Origin of the sequence: Microbacterium sp. BH-3-3-3, assembly GCF_001792815.1 — a bacterium.
Lineage (GTDB): Bacteria > Actinomycetota > Actinomycetes > Actinomycetales > Microbacteriaceae > Microbacterium.
The window spans coordinates 1491799-1510134 of sequence record NZ_CP017674.1 but is presented as its reverse complement, the minus strand read 5'-3'; the positions used below and the strand labels follow the sequence as shown (position 1 = coordinate 1510134).

Genomic DNA, 18336 nt, shown 5'->3' with positions numbered 1-18336 from the left:
GGCAGGCTTCAGGAGCGCCTGCGCAGAATCATGGCCCTCTATTGGTCGACCTGTCTACCTTTGGCGTGTAAGTTCCTCGTTACGACCTCCGCACGCGAGGTCGCGACGAGCAGGCGAGAGGGACACCATGGCGGGCAATCTCACCACCGCAGAACTGGATGCCGCGATCGAGACCGGCGAGATCGACACGGTCGTCGTGGCCTTCCCCGACGCGCAGGGCCGCCTCGTCGGCAAGCGCGTCGCGGCGCGTTTCTGGCGCGACGAGGTGCTGCCCCACGGGGCCGAGGCCTGCAACTACCTGCTGTCGGTCGACGTCGACCTGAACACCGTCGACGGCTACGCCATGTCGAGCTGGGAGACGGGCTACGGCGACATGCTGCTGGTGCCCGACCTCGACACGCTCCGCCGCCTCCCCTGGCAGCCGGGCACGGCGCTGGTGATGGCGGATCTCGCGTGGGGGGACCGTCAGCACGTCGGGCAGTCGCCCCGCGGCATCCTGAACGCCCAACGCGCGCGTCTGGCGGAGCGGGGACTCACCGCCTACGCGGGCACGGAGCTGGAGTTCATCGTCTTCGACGACTCCTTCCGCGAAGCCTGGGCCAAGGGATACACGGGCCTGCGCGCCTCGACCGACTACAACGTCGACTACAACCTGCTCGCCACCACGCGGCTCGAGCCGCTGCTGCGCGACATCCGCCTCGGCATGGACGGCGCGGGCATGTACTGCGAGGGCGTGAAGGGCGAGTGCAACCTCGGCCAGCAGGAGATCGCCTTCCGCTACGCCGAAGCGCTCGAGACCGCCGACAACCACACGATCTACAAGAACGGCGCGAAAGAGATCGCCGACCGCCACGGCAAGTCGCTGACGTTCATGGCCAAGTTCAACGAGCGCGAGGGCAACAGCTGCCACATCCACCTGTCGGTCCGCGGCGACGGCGGCGACGCCGTGATGGCGGGCGACGGCGCGCACGGCTTCAGCCCCCTCATGGAGCACTGGATCGCCGGCATTTTGGCGACCCTGCGCGAGTTCACGTTGCTGTACGCGCCGACGATCAACTCGTACAAGCGTTTCGCGCTGGGCTCGTTCGCGCCCACCGGAGTGGCCTGGGGCGTCGACAACCGCACGTGCGCGCTGCGCGTCGTCGGCCACGGCTCGTCGCTGCGGGTCGAGAACCGCGTGCCCGGCGGAGACGTGAACCCCTACCTCGCCATCTCGGCGATCATCGCCGGCGGCCTGTACGGCATCGAGAACGAGCTGCCGCTTCCCGAGCCCCTCTCGGGCAACGCCTACACCTCGGGCGTCGACACGCTGCCGACGACCCTGCGGGAAGCGGCGGAGCTGTTCCGCGCGTCGACGATTGCCCGCGCCGCCTTCGGCGACGACGTCGTCGAGCACTACCTCAACCAGGCGCGCATCGAGGTCGAGGCCTTCGACGCCGCCGTGACCGATTGGGAGCGGGTGCGTGGTTTCGAGCGCCTCTGATTCGACCCGGACACCCGTCGTCGGGCTCACGACCTATCTGGAGCGAGCGAAGCAGGGCGTGTGGGACGTGCGGGCATCGTTCCTGCCGCAGCAGTACTTCGACTCCGTCACCGCCTCGGGGGCCAGCGCCGTGCTGCTGCCGCCGCAGCCGCGCCCCGAGCGGGCGGCCGCCGCCGTGCTCGACGGGCTCGACGGCCTCATCCTCACCGGGGGCCTCGACGTGCAGCCCGAGCTCTACGGCGCCGAACGTCACCCGCTCACCGACCCGGCGCGCGCAGACCGCGACGCCTGGGAACTCGCACTCCTCGCGGGGGCGCGGGAGCGCGGCATCCCCATCTTCGGCATCTGCCGGGGGCTGCAACTTCTCAACGTCGCCCTCGGCGGCACGCTCCACCAGCACCTCCCCGAGGCCCTCGGCACCGAGCGGTACCGCGTGGGCGGAGGCGTCTTCGCCGAGAACGTCGTCGAGGTGGATGCCTCGACCCGACTCGCCGGTCTCGTCGGCGCCGGAGCGCTCACCGTCCACAGCTACCACCACCAGGGCGTCGACCGGCTGGGCGCGGGCCTGCGGGTGACGGCGCGCACCGACGACGGACTCGTGCAGGCCGTCGAGGCCGAGGGCGACGACTACCTCGTCGCCGTCCAGTGGCATCCCGAGGAGAACGCCGAAGACCGGCGGCTGTTCCTGGGACTCGTCGCCGCGGCGGCGGCGTATCGCGCCGCGCGTTCCGGCACCGACATCTCCAACTCCGAGCACCAGGGAGCTCTCGCATGAGCACGTTCACCGTCACCGACCCCTCGAACGGGTCGCCGATCACCACGCTCGAGCGCGCCGATCTCGCCCAGGTGGATGCCGCCGTCGCCGACGCCGTGCGCGCTCAGCGCGCGTGGTCATCCCTCGCCCCCGTCGCCCGCGCCGACGCGCTGCGGTCGTTCGCCCGGGTCGTCGAGGCGCACGTCGACGAGCTCGCCGCGCTCGAGGTGAAGAACTCGGGCCACCCGATCGGCTCGGCCCGCTGGGAGGCGCAGCACGTCGCGCAGGTGCTCAACTACTACGCCGGGGCGCCGGAACGCCTGATCGGGTCGCAGATCCCGGTCGCCGGAGGGCTCGACGTGACCTACCACGAGCCCTACGGCGTGGTCGGGATCATCGTGCCGTGGAACTTCCCCATGACCATCGCCGCCTGGGGTTTCGCGCCGGCGCTCGCCGCGGGCAACGCCGTCGTGCTCAAGCCGGCCGAGCTCACCCCGCTGACGGCGATCCGGCTCGGCGAGCTGGCGCTCGAGGCCGGGCTGCCCGAGGGTCTCTTCCGCGTCGTGGTCGGCTCGGGCTCGGTCGTGGGCCAGCGCTTCGTCTCGCACCCCGACGTGCATAAGGTCGTCTTCACCGGCTCGACCGAGGTCGGCACCGAGGTTGCCGCCGGGTGCGCGCGAATGCTCAAACCGGTGACCCTCGAGCTCGGCGGCAAGAGCGCGAACCTCGTCTTCGCCGACGCCGACCTCGAGAAGGCGGCGGCCGGCGTCCCGGGCTCCGTGTTCGACAACGCGGGGCAGGACTGCTGCGCCCGCAGCCGCCTGCTCGTGCAGCGGAGCGTCTTCGACCGGTTCCTCGAGTTGCTCGAACCGGCCGTGTCGGCCTGGAAGGTCGGCGACCCGACGCGGGAGGACACCCAGATGGGGCCGCTCATCTCGGCCTCGCACCGCTCCAGCGTGCAGGGCTTCCTCGACGGGGCCGACGTGGCGTTCCGGGGATCCGCGCCCGAGGGCGACGGCTTCTGGTTCGCTCCGGCCGTGGTGCTGGCGCAGCCCGGCGACCGCGTCGCCCGCGAGGAGGTGTTCGGCCCCGTCCTGGCCGTGATGCCCTTCGACGACGAGGCGGATGCCATCCGACTCGCCAACGACAGCGCGTACGGCCTCGCGGGCTCGATCTGGACCGAGAGCCTGGGCCGTGGCATCCGGGTGTCCCGCGCCGTCCGCAGCGGCGTGCTGTCGGTGAACTCGCACTCCTCGGTGCGGTACTCGACGCCCTTCGGCGGCATGAAGGCGTCGGGCCTCGGTCGCGAGCTGGGTCCCGATGCCGCCGAGCACTTCACCGAGGTGAAGAACGTGTTCTACGCCACCGAGTGAACCCGTCGTCCTGACCCCCATTCCCCACTTGCCCCCGAACAGACAGGGGGACGCGGTACCGCTCGAAAGGAACCACCCGCAATGACCATCGACCTCACCCAGCGTCTCGGCGGCCGCGTCGCCATCGTCACGGGCGGCGCGAGCGGCATCGGCCTCGCCACCGCGCGCCGCTTCGCCGCGGAAGGCGCGCGCGTCGTGATCGCCGACCTCGACGAGACCACCGGCACCGCGGCCGCCGCCGAGGTCGGCGGCGTCTTCCGTCAGGTCAACGTGGCCGACGAGGTATCGGTCGACGCCCTCTTCGACGGCGTGGCCGCCGACCTCGGCAGCGTCGACATCGCGTTCAACAACGCCGGCATCTCGCCCGCCGACGACGACTCGATCGAGACGACCGAGCTGCCCGCGTGGGACCGCGTGCAAGACGTCAACCTGAAGAGCGTCTACCTCTGCTCGCGCGCCGCCCTGCGGCACATGGTGCCCGCCGGTCGGGGATCGATCATCAACACGGCGTCGTTCGTGGCGCTGCTCGGCTCGGCGACCTCGCAGATCTCGTACACGGCGTCGAAGGGCGGCGTGCTCGCCATGACCCGCGAGCTCGGCGTGCAGTTCGCCCGCCAGGGCATCCGCGTGAACGCCCTGTGCCCCGGACCCGTCAACACCCCGCTGCTGCAGGAGCTGTTCGCCAAAGACCCCGAGCGGGCGCAGCGTCGGCTCGTGCACGTGCCGATGGGGAGGTTCGCGGAGCCCGACGAGATGGCCGCGGCGGTGGCCTTCCTGGCATCCGACGACGCGTCGTTCATCACCGCGACGGCGTTCGTCGTCGACGGGGGAATCACCAACGCCTACGTCACGCCCCTGTGAACCGGTGACATGACAGGCTGAGACGGTGACAGACGCGCCGCTCGACGACCTGCGCCGAGCCGTGTACCGGCCGGTGCGCAGCGGCAACGCGCTCGAAGACACCACGGCGCGCATCGTGCAGACCGTTCGTCTCGGCCTGGTCGCTCCCGGGGAGTCCCTCCCGGCGGAGCGCGAGCTCGCCGCGCTGTACGGCGTGAGTCGCGACACCGTGCGCGAGGCGATCCGCGAGCTGGCCGACGCCGGGTGGCTCGAGACGCGGCGCGGACGCTACGGCGGCACGTTCGTGATCGACCCCGTGCCGCGTCCGTCGGAGCCCGCGGTGGTGGCGCCGACCGAGCTCGCCGACGTGATCTCGCTGCGCGGCGTGCTCGAGACCGGGGCGGCGTGGGCCGCCGCGGGCCGCGCGCTGTCGGCCGACGAGCGCGATGTGCTCTGGGCTCGGCACGAGGCGGCGGCCACGGCCTCCGGCGCGGACTACCGGCGCCTGGACACGCTGCTGCACCTGACGATCGCGGAGTTCGCCGGCATCCCCTCACTCGTGCCCCTCGTCGCCGACAACCGGGCGCGCGTGAACGCCTGGCTCGACACGTTCCCCCTGCTGCCGCGCAACATCGATCACTCGACCTCGCAGCACGCGGCGATCGTGTCGGCGATCCTGGCCGGGAGACCGGATGCCGCCCACGCGGCGATGCGGGATCACCTGGCCGGGTCGGAGGCCTTGCTGCGCGGGTTCCTGGCGTAGCGAGCGGGGCTTCGGCCTCGAGTCGCCCGGCCGCGCGGTGCGGTTCTGCGACGCGTCGCCGCGGAGCCGCGGTTAGGCTCGGAGGATGGCCGGAGGCAAGAAGCGCAAGGGGAAGAAGGTCGCCGTGGACTTCAAGAACACCGCGCTGACCGATGCGTTGCAGACCCAGGACATGGCGGCGATCGCCTTCGCCCTGCGGCACGGCCCGACGGTGGTTCCGCTGATGAGCGCGGGAGACCCCGACAACCCGCTCGACGTCGGCGAGGTGTGGACGTACCGCGACCCCGACTCCGGCGAGATCGCGCTGCTGCTGTTCAGCGACGCCGCCCACAAGCCCGAGACGCTGCCGCCGCACGTGGCGCTGCAGTCGCCGCAGTGGCTGCGCGCGTTCCTCGGAGCGCACCAGGATGCCATCACCTCGGTGTTCCTCGACATCGCGGGGCCGCACCCGATCCAGGCGTCGCCCGCCGATCTGATCGCCGCGCTCGACGCCTGAGGCCCGACCGCGGACCAGCCCGCGCTCGAGGGTGAAGTATCGAACTCGCGCGGGTGAAGGACGCGTGCAAGACTCGGGGGCATGGAGTTCCTGATCGCCGGTGCCGTGTGCGCCGCCGGACTTGTCATCCCCGCGGTTCTGGGCATGACGTCGCCGCACCGCCGCCGGCGGGCCGCTCCTCCGGGTCGCTGATCGACGACGCGGGATTGTCGTTCCGGGGGATCTTTCACGCCCTCACCCGGCCCGGTTCGGGCCGTCCGCTGCTCAGCGCAGCGTGACCCTGCCGTCGCGGGACCTCGACCGCGGCGCCTGAGCGCGGCGTCGAGATCGCGTCGCCTCGACCGCGGCGTCGCGGCGTCGGTCCGTGTGGCTCAGAACCCCGGTTCGCTGTCGTCGCGCGGCATGCCGCGCACCTGCAGTTCGTTGAGCGCCTGCGCGAGCTTGCGCGACGAGGCGTCGAGCACCGTGTGATAGCCCAGGCGCTTGGCTTCGGACGCCCGTTGCGCGGCCTGCGTGACGTTGCGGATCTCGCCGGTGAGAGTCAACTCGCCGATCGCGGCGAGGCGCTTCGACACCTTGCGGTTCTTCACGGCGTTGGCCACCGCGATGGCGATGGCGAGGTCGGCCGCGGGCTCGACCAGGCGCACCCCGCCGACGGTCGAGACATACACGTCGCGGTCGGACAGGGTGAGGCCCATGCGGCTCTCGAGCACGGCGAGCACCATCGCCACGCGTGACGAGTCGACGCCGTTCACGATGCGCCGCGGGTTGGGTGCCGTCTGGCGCACGGCGAGTGCCTGGATCTCGACGGGCAGGGCGCGGCGGCCCTCCATCGCGATGGTGACGCACGTGCCCGGCTCGGGTTCGCCGTGCCCGAGGAACAGGGCGCTCGGGTCGGACACCTCGGAGATGCCGGTGCCGGTCATGTCGAAGCAGCCGACCTCGTCGGTGGGGCCGAAGCGGTTCTTGAGCGCGCGCACGAAGCGCAGCGACGTCTGTCGGTCGCCCTCGAAGTGACAGACCACGTCGACGAGGTGCTCGAGGATGCGGGGTCCGGCGATCGAGCCGTCTTTGGTGACGTGGCCGACGAGGATGATGGGCAGCCCGCGTTCTTTCGCGACACGGATGAGCGCCGACGCGACCTCGCGCACCTGCGCCGGCTGACCCGCGGCGCCGTCGCTGTGTGAGGAGGACACCGTCTGAACCGAGTCGACGATGAGCAGGCCGGGCTCGACTTGGTCGATGTGCCCGAGGATCGTGGCCAGGTCGGTCTCGGCGGCGAGGAACAGCTCTTCGTGGAGCGCGCCGGTGCGCTCGGCGCGCAGGCGCACCTGGGCGGCGGATTCTTCACCGCTGGCGTAGAGCACGCGGCGCCCCGCGCGGGCGCTTTGCGCGGCGACCTCGAGCAGCAGCGTCGACTTACCGACGCCGGGTTCTCCGCTGAGCAGGATCGCCGCACCCGGAACGATGCCGCCGCCCAGAACGCGGTCGAACTCGCCGACGCCGCTGGTGCGCCGGGGGGCGTCTTGCGTGTCGATCTCGGTGATGCGCCGCGCCATCCGGGCCGCGCCCGGAGCGACCGGAGCGATCGATCGGACGATGCCCGTCTGCTCGGCGGCCTCGACCACGGTGCCCCACGACTGGCACTCCCCGCACCGGCCGACCCACTTGACCGTCGTCCACCCGCACTCGGTGCAGCGGTATGGAGCGGGGGCTGCAGCGGGACGTCGGGATGCCATGGCATCAGGCTACGCGGGGCCTCCGACATCGCCGGCGCCGGGCCGCGGCATCCGGGATCTGCTGTCGGGCGGCCGCTCGCGCATAAACGCCCTTCCTGCGGATAAACGCGGTGAGAGAGCGTTTACGCGCAGGATCGGCGTTTATGGGTGAGTCACCGTGCCGCGCCGGGCTTGAGGTGTAGCGCGGCCGGGTGCGACCGGGCGGAGGTGCGACCGGGAGGGGCGTGGGCTCGGCTGGGCGACGGTGTGGCCGGGGCGGGTGTGGCCCGACCGGGCGCGGCGGCGGGCTGGGTCAGGGCGGCATCCGTACCCCGCTGCCGGCGGCCCCCACGCACAAACGCCATTCCCGCGCGTAAACGCGGTGAGAGAGCGTTTATGCGCAGGGATAGCGTTTATGCGCGAACCGCCGCGCCGCGCCGGACCCGGCGCCCCGCGCCCGGCCCCGCCCCGCAGAGCCCCGCGTCAGTCGCGCAGCGACTCCGCCACCGTCGTCAACGCGTCGGCCGAGCGGCGCAGAAGCCCGAGCTCGGCGTCGGAGAACGGCGTGCCGGCGAGGGGCACCGCGCCGCGGGCCGAGACGATCGACGGCACCGACAGGGCCATGCCGTCGATGCCGTGGAAGTCCTGCAGCACGGTGCTCACGGGGAGGATGGCGTGCTCGTCGCGCAGGATCGCCTCGACGATGCGCGCGCTCGACAAGCCGATCGCGTAGTTCGTCGCCCCCTTGCCCTTGATGACCTTGTACGCGGCATCGCGGACGTCGACGGCGATGGCATCCAACTCTTCCGTGGTGAAGCGGCCCCCTCCGGGCAGCTCGAACTCGGTGATGGGGACGGATCCGATCGTGGCGGTCGACCACAACGGGAACTCGGTGTCGCCGTGCTCGCCGACGATCCACGCGTGCACGCTCGCGGTGCTGACCCCCGCCCGCTGGGCGAGCTGCCACCGCAGACGCGAGGTGTCGAGCACCGTGCCCGAGGCGAAGATGCGTCGCGTCGGCAGGCCGGTCGCCTGCTGCGCGAGCACCGTGAGCACGTCGCAGGGGTTCGTGACGATGACGTAGACGGCGTTCGGTGCGACCTCGAGCAGCTTCGGCATCATCTCGCGGATGATCCCGGCGTTCGTGGCGGCGAGCTCGGTGCGGGTCTGACCCGGATTCTGCTTCGCGCCGGCCGTGATGACGACGACGTGCGACCCCTCGGCCACCGACACGTCGCTGCCGCCGGTGATGTCGCTGGTGCCGGTGAACTGCGTGCCGTGGGCGAGGTCGAGCACCTCGGCCTCGACCTTCTCGGTGGCGATGTCGTAGAGCGCGACGTGCCGCGCCGATCCGCGGATGAGGGCCGCGTACGCCACGCTCGCCCCCACACTTCCCGCGCCCACGACCGTCAGCTTGGAGTTCTCGATCACGCTCATGCTCCGATCCTGGCAGCGGTCGCGAACCGGTTCCAGGGGGGTGCTTCGACGGTGGACGAACGGATGCCGGGGGCTCGGCGGTGCGGGCGGTGGCGGCGCGGGCCGGGCCGAAGTCCTGAGATGCGGTGCGCGGTGGGCACCGCATCGCCGTAGCGGGCGTCGGCGGCCTGGTTTCTCATGAGTTCGGCCCGCGGCCGACGCCGAGGGCCCGTCGACCCGCTCGGATTCGCGGCATCCCGTCGAGTGTCGTAAGCTGTTCGGCGGTGACGTGTCCGAGCGGCCGAAGGTGCAACACTCGAAATGTTGTGTAGGTTCACCCCTACCGTGGGTTCAAATCCCACCGTCACCGCCACCACGAAGGCCCCGAATCCTCACGGATCCGGGGCCTTCGTCATCTTGTGCGACGTCGCGGTGACCCCGGCGACGTGTCGAGCTCGCCGCGGAACCGGCGCCCCACCCCCCCGGGGGGTCAGCCCACCCGCGGCTGCTGCTGGGTGATGCAGTGGATGCCGCCGCCGCGGGCGAAGATCGCACGCGCGTCGACCGTGACCACCCGCCGTCCCGGGTACGCGTCGGCCATGATCTCGCTGGCACGTGCGTCGGCCGCCTCGTCGCCGAAGCCGCACAGCACGACGCCGTCGTTGGTGACGAGGTGGTTGATGTAGCTCCAGTCGACCCACCCGTGGTCGTCGCGCAGCGTCGTCGGCGCGGGCACTCCGGTGATCGCGACCGTGCGCCCGAGTCGCGCGAAGGCGGTCTCGAGCTCGGCGCGGATGAGGCGTGAGACCTCGAAGTCGGGGTGCGCGGCATCGGTCTGCTCGTGCAGCAGCACGTGCTCGGGCGAGGCGAACGTGGCGACGATGTCGACGTGGCCGTTGGTGCCCAGGTCGTCGTAGTCGCGGGTGAGGCCGCGCGAGAGCCAGATGGCCTCGGTCGCTCCGAGGGTGCGGGCCATCTCGGCCTCGACGCGGGCGCGGTCGGCGTGGGGGTTGCGGCGGGGGTCGAGCTGCACGGTCTCGGTGAGCAGCACGGTGCCGGTGCCGTCGACGTGCAGTCCGCCGCCCTCGGCCACGAGCAGCGAGTCGATCCGTTCGGCGTTCAGATGCTCGGCGACGACGCGGGCGATGCCGGCCGAGGTCTGCCACTCGGCCCAGTCGGGGGCGCCCCACCCGTTGAAGATCCAGTCGACGGCGCCGAGGACCCCCGGGCGGTCGGGGTCGACGACGAACGTCGGTCCGATGTCGCGCATCCAGAATTCGTCGAGCGGGGCCTCGACGATCTCGATCGACGAGTCGAGCATGCGGCGGGCGCGGGCCATCTCGGTGGGGTCGACGACCATGCTCACCGGTTCGAACTCGGCGACGGCGTGGGCGACGTCGGTCCAGGCGCGGTAGCCCTCTTCGCGCGTCTCGGCGCCCTCGCCGAGCGTGATGCCCTCGCGGGGGAACGCCATCCACGTGCGCTCGTGCGGGGCGGATTCTGCGGGCATGCGCCACATGTCGTGCTCCTTGGTCGGTCGGTCGTGTCGGACGAGTCGCGCGGACGGATCGGTCAGAAACCGGTGGTCAGCACGCGATCCAGGGCGTCGACGAAGACGTCGACCGAGGCGCGCGTGATGACCAGCGGCGGCTTGATCTTGAGGACGTTCTGGAAGTCGCCGGTGGGCTGCATGATGACGCCGAGCTCGAGCAGGCGATCGCAGATGGCGGCGGTTTCGGCCGAGGCGGGCTCGAGGGTCTCGCGGTCCCGCACGAACTCCACGCCCAGGTACAGCCCCGAGCCGTGCACGGTGCCGATGATCGGGTGCGTCTGCGCGAGTTCTTCGAGACGGCCCTTGAGGTGTGCGCCGACGACGCGCGCGTTCTCTTGCAGGCCTTCCCGCTCGATGACGTCGAGCACGGCCAGGCCGATCGCCGACGAGACGGGGGAGCCGCCGGTGGACGAGAAGAAGTACCCCTGCGTGCGGTAGCGGTCGGCGATCTCGCGGCGCGTGATGACCGCCCCGAGCGGGTGCCCGCCGCCGATCGACTTCGCCACCGCGATGATGTCGGGCACGGCGCCCTGCTGCTGGAAGCCCCAGAACCACTCGCCCAGGCGGCCGAAGCCCACCTGCACCTCGTCGGCGATCGCGAGGCCGCCGTGGCGACGGATCGCGGTGTAGACGTCGGTGAGGTACCCCTCGGGCAGGGCCACTCCGCCGGCGTTGCCGAAGTACGTCTCGGCGATGAATCCCGCGGGCGCGCGACCGGATGCCGCGAGCTCGTCGATGACGGCGACGGCCTCGGGGGCGTAGTTCTCGGCATCCGTCCCCCGGTGGCGGCCGCGGTACGAGTTGGCCGCGTCGACGGTGTGCACCCACGCGGGGCGCGTGTCGAGGGCGAAGGGGTTGTCGGCGACCGAGGTCGACACGGCATCGCTGGCGTAGGTCCAGCCGTGGTACGCCTCGCGCATCGCGACGATGTCGGGGCGGCCGGTCGCCGCCATCGCGAGGCGGAGGGCGAGGTCGGTGGCCTCGGAGCCGGAGTTGACGAGGAACACCGTGTCGAAGCCGTCGGGCAGCGTCGCCGCCAGGCGGTCGGCGTAGTCGGTGATCGCGCGGTAGTGGAAGCGCGAGTTGGTGTTGAGCAGGCGCATCTGCCGCGAGCCCGCTTCGACGACGTGCGGGTGGGCGTGGCCCACCGACGCGACGTTGTTCACCATGTCGAGGTACACGCGTCCGTCGACGTCGATGAGGTGTTCGCGCCAGCCGCGCTCGATGCGCGGGGGAGCGGAGTAGTAGTGCTCCTGCACCTCGGCGAGCACTTCGTGCCGTCGAACGAGCACGTCGTCGTCGGCCGGGATCGCGGTGGGGATGCCGAGGGCCTCGCCGGGGTCGCCGGCGACGTTCCGCCATGCCGCGGCGAGGGCGGGCGAGACGCGCGCGGGCGGCACGGCGCCGTCGGCTGCACGCCGGACGACGAGGCGGGTGCGCGCGGGCAGGATCCCGGATGCCGAGCCCTCGGGCATGCCGCTGACGATCACCGTCTCGTCGCCCGAGGTCCAGGTGAGGGTGTCGCCGTCGACGGTGATCTCACCGGGGGCGAGCGGGGTCGGCTCGGCGAGCCAGAGCGTGACGCCCGTCGGGATGGTCGCCGTCGTCGACGGCAGGGGGGCGACGGTGCCGGTGAGCTGAGCGCGCCCGGCGGGCACGGTGACCATCGCGGCACCGGCGTCGAGGGCGTCGAGGGCCGCGGCATCCAGCGCCGACGGATCGAGCCAGGCTCCCGCGTCGTTCAGGGGCGATTCGGTCGTGGCGTCGAGTTCCCCCCGCGGCGAGGCGAAGGGCAGCAGGGTCCGCCCCGTCCAGCCGCGCGCGTCGAGCGCGGGGCGCCCTAGGCCGGCGCGCGTCGCGGCGGTGATCACCGGGAGGGGGACCGATGCCGCCTGCACGAGGATGCGGAACTCGCGGTCGAGTCCGTCGGTGGCGTAGGCGTTCTCGTCGTCGAGGCGCACCTGGGCGCGGCCGCTGAGCACGAGCACGGCGCCGCGCAGGATGACGAGCGGCCAGAGCGCGGTGATCTCGTCGTCGGTGAGATCGCGCAGCGCGTCGAACGCGCGGACGGCGGGGAGCGCCGACTCGGGGGAGGCGCCGTCGTGGTGCAGCACCGACGACACGGTCGTCGCGATCTCGCCCACGCGCCACGACGTGCACACGTCGCCGAAGTCGATGACCGCGTCGGGCACGGCCGCGCCGTCGGCGCGCAGCACGTTGTCGTCGGTGACGTCGAAGTGCCCGGCCTGCACCGGCAGGGCGTCGGCCACCGGGGCCAGCGCCGCACGGGCGGCGTCGGCGGCCCGCTGCACGACGCCCCGCACCTCGGTGTCGGGTTCGAGGGGGAGCAGCGTGTCGATGACGCGACCGGCGTGCCGCAGGTCCCACTGCAGCACCCGGCCGCTGGCGGGGTGGGTGAAGTCGGCGAGCGAGAGGCTCACGGCGCCCGAGAGCGCGCCCAGCGCCGCGACGACGGTGGGGGAGAGGTACCCGGAGCCGTTCAGGGTACGGCCCGAGATGTTCTCGATCACGCGGGCGTGGATGCGGCCCTGCGACGACTCCCACCAGGCGGACATGACGCCGCGCGGACCCTCGACGATGCGGGGGATGCGCACGTGCGGGCTGCGCTCGGCTACGAGGGCGGCCGCGGCGTCCTGCATGTCGATCTCGGCCGCGCTGAAGACGGGGTTGCTGAGCTTCAGCACGCCCAGCGGATCGCTCTCGCCCCGTGGGAACACGCGGAAGTTCTGATCCTGCTGGCTGCCGAGGGCGTGCACGTCGATCTCGACGCCGAAGACGTCGGCGAACAGACGGCACACCTCGTCGTCGGACAGCGTGGGCGTGGGCAGATCGACCTGCGAGAAGTAGTCGAAGACGGCGGTCGTGTCGGTGGTCATGTCGATTCCTCGAGACTCGGGGATGTCAGAGAGAGGCGTGCGGGGTGGTCGCGACGGCGCCGGCCACGGTGCCCGCCGCGTCGCGGGCGACGACGACGACGAGCGGACCGGATGGGGCGACCCATTCGCTCACGGCCTCACCGTAGGCGCCGGGAGCCACCTCGGTCGAGCCGCTCACGCGGTCGCCCTCGCGGCTCGTCTCGACGCGGATGCCGTCGACGTAGGCGACCACGTCGGCGGCGGGGCCACCGCTCACGATCGCGGTGAAGCGCACGCGCGTACCGTCGAGCGAGACCTCGTCGACGCGCAGCGAGAGCGCGCCCTGCGCGGCCGGCTTCGGGTCGGCGAACACGGTCTCGTCGGGCAGGGCGGGCGTGCGCGGCGGTGCGGTGCGCCGCTCGCCGAGGTCGGCGATCGCCGAGCCCAGCTGCACGAGCCGGGTGTCGCTGTACGCGGGCCCGGCGATCGTCAGGCCGACCGGCATCCCCGTGTCGGCCATGGTGCCCATCGGCACGGTGACGGTCGGGATGCCGAGGTGGCGGGGCACGAGGTTGCCGTTCGAGACCCAGACGCCGTTGCGCCACGCGATGTCGGCCGAGGCGGGGTTCACGTCGGCGTCGGCGGGACCGACGTCGGACTGCGTGGGGAAGATCACGGCGTCGAAGCCCTCGGTCTCGAGCCAGTCTTCGAAGTCGACGCGGCGGGTGTGCTCGAGGCCCCGGAGGCCCTGCTCGAGGCTCGCGACGTCGTGCCAGTCGGGCTCCCACTCGCCGGCGCGCTGCACGTAGTCGGCGATGTCGTACGAGATGTCGAAGTGCCAGACGCCGTAGCGGTCGTGCAGGGCGCCGGGCGGCGGGGGGAAGATGAGCGCGGCGTCGGCGTCGGCGAGGCGGTGCAGCTCGGGGTCGCCGTTCTGACGCAGGAACGTGTCCATCGCCCAGACCGCCAGGTCGCCGACCTCGTCGTCGAGGAACTCGCGGGTGACGAACCCGCGGTCGAGGAAGTCCTCGTCTCGGTCGTGCAGCTTTTCGTAACGGTCGACGACGGGGAAGTCGGTCTCGACGACCTCGGCGCCGGCGGCTTCGAGCTCGGCGCGCAGGGACTCCCACAGCCGAATGACGCTCGCGCGCGTGGCGATGGGGATCGCGTTGTCGGGGTCGCCGTTGATGTAGATGCGGGGCACGGCGAAGCGCAGACCCGCGAGCGGCGGGGTCTTGAGCTCGGCGAACGAGGCGGGGCGCACCTCGGAGGGACGCGGGAGTGCGATCCAGGGCTGCGTGCGCCACAGGTCGCCCTCGGTCACGGCGTCGTCGGCGATCACGGCATCCAGGACGTGACGCAGGTCGGCCATCGAGCGGGTGTGCGGCACGACGACGTCCATGGTGGGCACGAGCGGCCAGTTGCCGCGCACCGAGATGACGCCGCGCGAGGGGGTGTAGGCGACGAGGGCGTTGTGCGAGGCCGGCGCGCGCCCCGACGACCACGTCTCCTCGCCCAGGCCGAAGGCGGCGAAACTGGCCGCGGTGGCCGTGCCCGAGCCGTTCGACGAGCCGGAGCCGAACGCCGAGGTGAGGTACTCGCTGTTGTAGGGCGACTCCGCGCGGCCGTAGACGCCGCGCTGCATGCCCCCGGCAGCCATCGGCGGCATGGTGGTCAGGCCGAGGAACACCGCGCCCGCGGCCCGGAGTCGTTCGATCGCGAAGGCGTCGTCTTGGGCCATGAGGTTTCGGAAGGCGGGGGATCCGGATGCCACGGGCAGGCCTTCGACCCGGTAGCTGTCCTTCGCGGTGAAGGGGATGCCGTCGAGGCGGCCGCGCTGCTCGCCACGGGCACGACGGGCGTCTGCGGCGCGCGCCTCGTCGAAGACGCGCGGGTTGAGCACGGGGACGGAGTTGAGGCGGATGCCCGAGCGGTCGTAGGCGCCGATGCGGTTGAGGTAGCGGGCGACGAGCTCGACACTCGTGACTACGCCGGCGTCGAGGGCGGCGCCCAGTCGGTCGATGTCCGCCTCGACGACGGTGAAGGCCTCGGTGGTCATGGCGGTAAACATACACCGTTTGTTTTACGGGAACCAGGCTTTTCCGACACCCCGATGCGTAGGCTCGGAACGAACCCCGGAGGCCACCATCGCTCGACCCACGACCCCGCTGCTGAACCGCGATCTCATCGCGCGCACGGCGCTCGCGCTCGTCGACCGTCACGGCCCCGACGGGGCGAGCGTGCGCCGGGTCGCCGCCCGTCTCGGGGTGAACCCCGCCTCGCTGTACAACCACGTGCCCAACCGCGCGGCCATGGTCGAAGACGTGCGGGCGCTGGTGTCGGAGCACATCGACTTCGCGCCGCTGCGCGACCTGCCCTGGGAAGAGGGCCTGCGCGCCTGGGCGCGGTCGTACCGCCGCGCGTTCGCCCGTCACGCCCGGGCGATCCCCCTGCTCATGACCGAGCGCGCGTCGGCGCCGGTGCTGCTGGCCGGGTACGAGCACTTCGCCGTCGCCGCCGAGGCGGTCGGGTGGCCGCAGCGCGACCTGCTCCCCCTGCTCACGGTCTTCGAGTCGTTCATCCTCGGGAGCGTGCTCGACATGTCGGGCCCGAGCGTGGTGTTCGATCCCACCGGGCAGGAAGGGACGGTGCCGCGCTTCGCGGCCGCGTTCGCCGCGCTCGCCGACGAAGATCCCGACGACCCGGTCGCCACCCGAGCGTTCGAGCTGGGGCTCGACATGCTCATCGCCTCGGCGCGTCCGCGCTGAGGAGTGGTTCGACGCCGCGGAGCAAGACCTCGCCGTCACGGCATCGGACCTGCGACGATTCCGGGATGGATGCCACCACCGACGCCGCCCTGCTGCCCGACCGGCCGCGGGTCGATCACCGCCGTCCGATCGCCCTCGTGGTGGGTGTCGTCGCCGCGGTGCTCTTCGTCGGACTGCGCTTCGCTGTCGAGCTGAGCGGATCGGCGCCGCTGCCGATCGACCAGTGGTGGGACGACGCGATGGCCGACCTGGCGAACCCCGTCGCGGTCATCGTCGCCTGGATCCCCGCGATCGTCGGCGGCACGATCGGCATGATCGTCATCGGGGTCGCGACCACGCTCGTCTTCTTGCTGCGGCGGCGCCCCTGGGACGCGCTCGCCGTCGCGTCCTCCATCGCCCTGGTCGTGCTGATCGGGGCGCCGCTGGCCGCGGTGATCGCCCGCGCCCGGCCCGCGGATTCGCTGGCCGAGACCGTGGCCACCTCGTTCCCCTCGGGGCACACCGCCGTGGCGACCACCATCGCCGTGGTCCTCGGCCTGATCCTGCGCCGAGGCTGGGTGTGGGCGGCGGGGGTGGTGTGGGTCGTGGCGATGATGTGGAGCCGCACGTACCTGCACGCGCACTGGTTGTCCGACGTGACGGCCGGCCTGCTCGAGGGGATCGCGGTCTCGACCCTGGTGTGGGCGCTGGTCGAGGTGTGGCGCGTGCGTCGAGCGCAACGCCTGGTCGCGACGGGCGAGTGAGCGTTATCGTTCGCGGATGACCTCCGCATCCGCCGCTGCCGGCAAGGCCCAGGATTCCCGCGCTTTCGAGGCCGCCGCACGCGTCGGCTACGTCGTGCTCGGACTGCTCCACCTGCTCATCGGCGTGATCGCCGTCGGCATCGCCACCGGTGGGGGAGGTGACAGCGCCGACCAGAGCGGCGCCCTGCAGCAGGTGCGCGATGCTCCCGCCGGTCTCGCCCTGCTCTGGGTGATCGCTGTCGGTCTCGCCGCCCTGGCCGTCTGGCAGATCGCGGAGGCCTTCGTCGAGCGTGACTCGGATGCCAAGAAGCGCTGGGCGCATCGCGCGAAGTTCGTCGGCACCGCGATCGCGTACGTGGCCATCGCGGTGACCGCGGTGACGCTGGCGATGGGCGGCAGCTCCGACTCGTCGGAGTCGTCGCAGACTCTGAGCGTGCGCGTCCTCGCGATGCCGGGCGGCGTCGCCCTGCTGGTCGTCGTCGGCGTGGCGGTCGCGGCCGTCGGCGTCGCGTTCGTCGTGCGCGGGTGCACGCGCGCCTTCACGAAGAACCTGTCGATCCCCGCGGGGACCGCGGGTCGCGGCATCCGGGTCTTCGGCACGGTCGGATACATCGCCAAGGGCGTCGCCGTGGGGGTCGCGGGCGTGCTGTTCGTGGTGGCCGCCGTCACGCACGACCCGAACGCCGCGGGCGGGATCGACGCCGCCCTGCGCTCGCTCGCCGCTCTGCCGTTCGGTCAGGTCGTGCTGTGGCTCGTGGGTGCGGGGCTGATCGTGTACGGCCTGTTCTGCTTCGCCCGCGCGCGCTACGCGCGGATGTGACCGTCAGCTCCGCCGGCGCCTCACCCCCGTGAGGGGGGTCGGGCACCGGCGATGAGCAGCGCGAGACCGCGCTCGAAGGCGCGGGTCGCCACAGGGTCGGACGGGTCGTGGTCGGCCAGCGTCGCGTAGGCGGCGGCGAAGCGTGGCACCGTGTTTTCTTGACCCGTCGGGTCGAACATGACCGATGGCCCCGACATGTCGAGCACGCTGCCCAGGATGAAGGACTCGAAGGCCGTCAGCAGGGGCAGGATGTCGTCGCTCGTCCAGCCCACGCGTTCGGCCGCGACCGCGAAGTCCTCGTACTGCGACATGAGCAACGGCGTCGACGACCGGTGCGACATGAGCAGCGGAATGGTGCGCGGGTGCCGCCGGAAAGCGTCGCGGTAGGAGCGCGCCCAGAGCGCGAGGCCCTCTTCCCATTCGCCCTCCCGCAGGAACGACGAGTCGATGCGCGACGACACGAGGGCGCGCACGTCTTCGATGAGGGCGGCCAGGTTCGGCACGTGGTTGTAGAGCGAGGTCGGGTGCACCTTGAGGCGGTCGGCGACCCTGCGGATGCTCGCCCCGTCGGCTCCGTCGCGGTCGACGAGCGCGAGTGCGGCGCGCGCGATGGCCTCGCGCGAGAGCTTGGGATGCGACGGCCGGGGCATGTCGACGCCTTCCGATGGGGGTCTGTCCACGCTACGCGACCCGTCGTGTTTCGGCCATGTAAGGCGTGAGTGACGAGTCTGCGA

The 18336-nt window shown here is 71.9% G+C and carries 14 protein-coding genes, 1 tRNA gene and 1 pseudogene; 10 read left to right on the top strand and 6 right to left on the bottom strand.

The annotated features are described in order from the left end of the window. Positions 1 to 127: 127 nt before the first annotated feature. The 6 genes from BJP65_RS06995 (at position 128) to BJP65_RS06970 (ending at position 5709) form a co-directional block, all read left to right on the top strand. Positions 128 to 1483 (top strand): glutamine synthetase family protein, encoded by a 1356-nt coding sequence (locus BJP65_RS06995; protein ID WP_070408655.1) that lies wholly within the window; start codon positions 128 to 130, stop codon positions 1481 to 1483. Continuing rightward, positions 1464 to 2258, top strand: coding sequence for a gamma-glutamyl-gamma-aminobutyrate hydrolase family protein (locus BJP65_RS06990; protein ID WP_070408654.1), 795 nt, complete (start codon positions 1464 to 1466; stop codon positions 2256 to 2258). The genes BJP65_RS06995 and BJP65_RS06990 overlap by 20 nt, the downstream gene beginning before the upstream one ends. Next, entirely contained in the window at positions 2255 to 3610 is a 1356-nt protein-coding gene (locus BJP65_RS06985; protein ID WP_070408653.1) for an aldehyde dehydrogenase, read from the top strand. Before BJP65_RS06990 ends, BJP65_RS06985 begins: the two co-directional genes overlap by 4 nt. 81 nt (positions 3611 to 3691) lie before the next feature. Further along, on the top strand, positions 3692 to 4471 hold the full coding sequence (locus tag BJP65_RS06980; protein ID WP_055833395.1) for a 3-oxoacyl-ACP reductase: 780 nt from the start codon (positions 3692 to 3694) through the stop codon (positions 4469 to 4471). A gap of 25 nt (positions 4472 to 4496) precedes the next feature. After that, positions 4497 to 5213, top strand: a complete 717-nt coding sequence (locus BJP65_RS06975) for a FadR/GntR family transcriptional regulator (protein WP_055833396.1) — start codon at positions 4497 to 4499, stop codon at positions 5211 to 5213. An 85-nt stretch (positions 5214 to 5298) separates the two neighbouring features. After that, complete coding sequence (locus tag BJP65_RS06970) at positions 5299 to 5709, top strand: hypothetical protein (RefSeq protein WP_055833399.1); 411 nt, start codon at positions 5299 to 5301, stop codon at positions 5707 to 5709. Positions 5710 to 6080: 371 nt separating this feature from the next. On the opposite strand, the gene radA is transcribed toward BJP65_RS06970, so the two are convergent. Together radA and BJP65_RS06960 are read right to left on the bottom strand one after the other, a co-directional pair. Next, a complete protein-coding gene (gene radA / locus BJP65_RS06965; RefSeq protein ID WP_070408652.1) occupies positions 6081 to 7448 on the bottom strand; it encodes a DNA repair protein RadA in 1368 nt (455 codons plus the stop codon). A gap of 462 nt (positions 7449 to 7910) precedes the next feature. Beyond that, positions 7911 to 8864: an L-lactate dehydrogenase gene (locus BJP65_RS06960; protein ID WP_070408651.1), complete on the bottom strand. Its 954-nt coding sequence runs from the start codon at positions 8862 to 8864 to the stop codon at positions 7911 to 7913. Between the two features lie 262 nt (positions 8865 to 9126). Here BJP65_RS06960 and BJP65_RS06955 point away from each other — a divergent pair. Beyond that, positions 9127 to 9216, top strand: a tRNA-Ser gene (locus BJP65_RS06955). A 117-nt stretch (positions 9217 to 9333) separates the two neighbouring features. Here the strand turns inward: BJP65_RS06955 and BJP65_RS06950 are convergent. The 3 genes and pseudogenes from BJP65_RS06950 to BJP65_RS06940 form a co-directional block, all read right to left on the bottom strand. Continuing rightward, positions 9334 to 10362, bottom strand: a complete 1029-nt coding sequence (locus BJP65_RS06950) for an agmatine/peptidylarginine deiminase (protein WP_070408650.1) — start codon at positions 10360 to 10362, stop codon at positions 9334 to 9336. A gap of 53 nt (positions 10363 to 10415) precedes the next feature. Then, on the bottom strand, positions 10416 to 13292 hold the full coding sequence (locus BJP65_RS06945) for an aminotransferase (RefSeq protein WP_070408649.1): 2877 nt from the start codon (positions 13290 to 13292) through the stop codon (positions 10416 to 10418). Between the two features lie 364 nt (positions 13293 to 13656). Then, a pseudogene (locus BJP65_RS06940) lies at positions 13657 to 15330 on the bottom strand (amidase); the annotation flags it as partial. Positions 15331 to 15511: 181 nt separating this feature from the next. Between BJP65_RS06940 and BJP65_RS06935 the strand changes: the two are divergent. From BJP65_RS06935 to BJP65_RS06925, 3 genes are all read left to right on the top strand, one after another. Then, positions 15512 to 16039 (top strand): TetR/AcrR family transcriptional regulator, encoded by a 528-nt coding sequence (locus BJP65_RS06935; protein WP_258027537.1) that lies wholly within the window; start codon positions 15512 to 15514, stop codon positions 16037 to 16039. Between the two features lie 65 nt (positions 16040 to 16104). Beyond that, positions 16105 to 16782, top strand: a complete 678-nt coding sequence (locus BJP65_RS06930) for a phosphatase PAP2 family protein (RefSeq protein ID WP_070408647.1) — start codon at positions 16105 to 16107, stop codon at positions 16780 to 16782. A gap of 16 nt (positions 16783 to 16798) precedes the next feature. Further along, the gene (locus BJP65_RS06925; RefSeq protein ID WP_070408646.1) at positions 16799 to 17602 is read left to right on the top strand and encodes a DUF1206 domain-containing protein; all 804 of its coding nucleotides are present in this window, start codon (positions 16799 to 16801) and stop codon (positions 17600 to 17602) included. Between the two features lie 20 nt (positions 17603 to 17622). Here the strand turns inward: BJP65_RS06925 and BJP65_RS06920 are convergent, their stop codons facing one another. Next, positions 17623 to 18252 carry a TetR/AcrR family transcriptional regulator gene (locus BJP65_RS06920; RefSeq protein WP_070408645.1) on the bottom strand — a complete coding sequence of 210 codons (630 nt, stop codon included), beginning with the start codon at positions 18250 to 18252 and terminating at the stop codon, positions 17623 to 17625. Positions 18253 to 18336 lie beyond the last annotated feature (84 nt).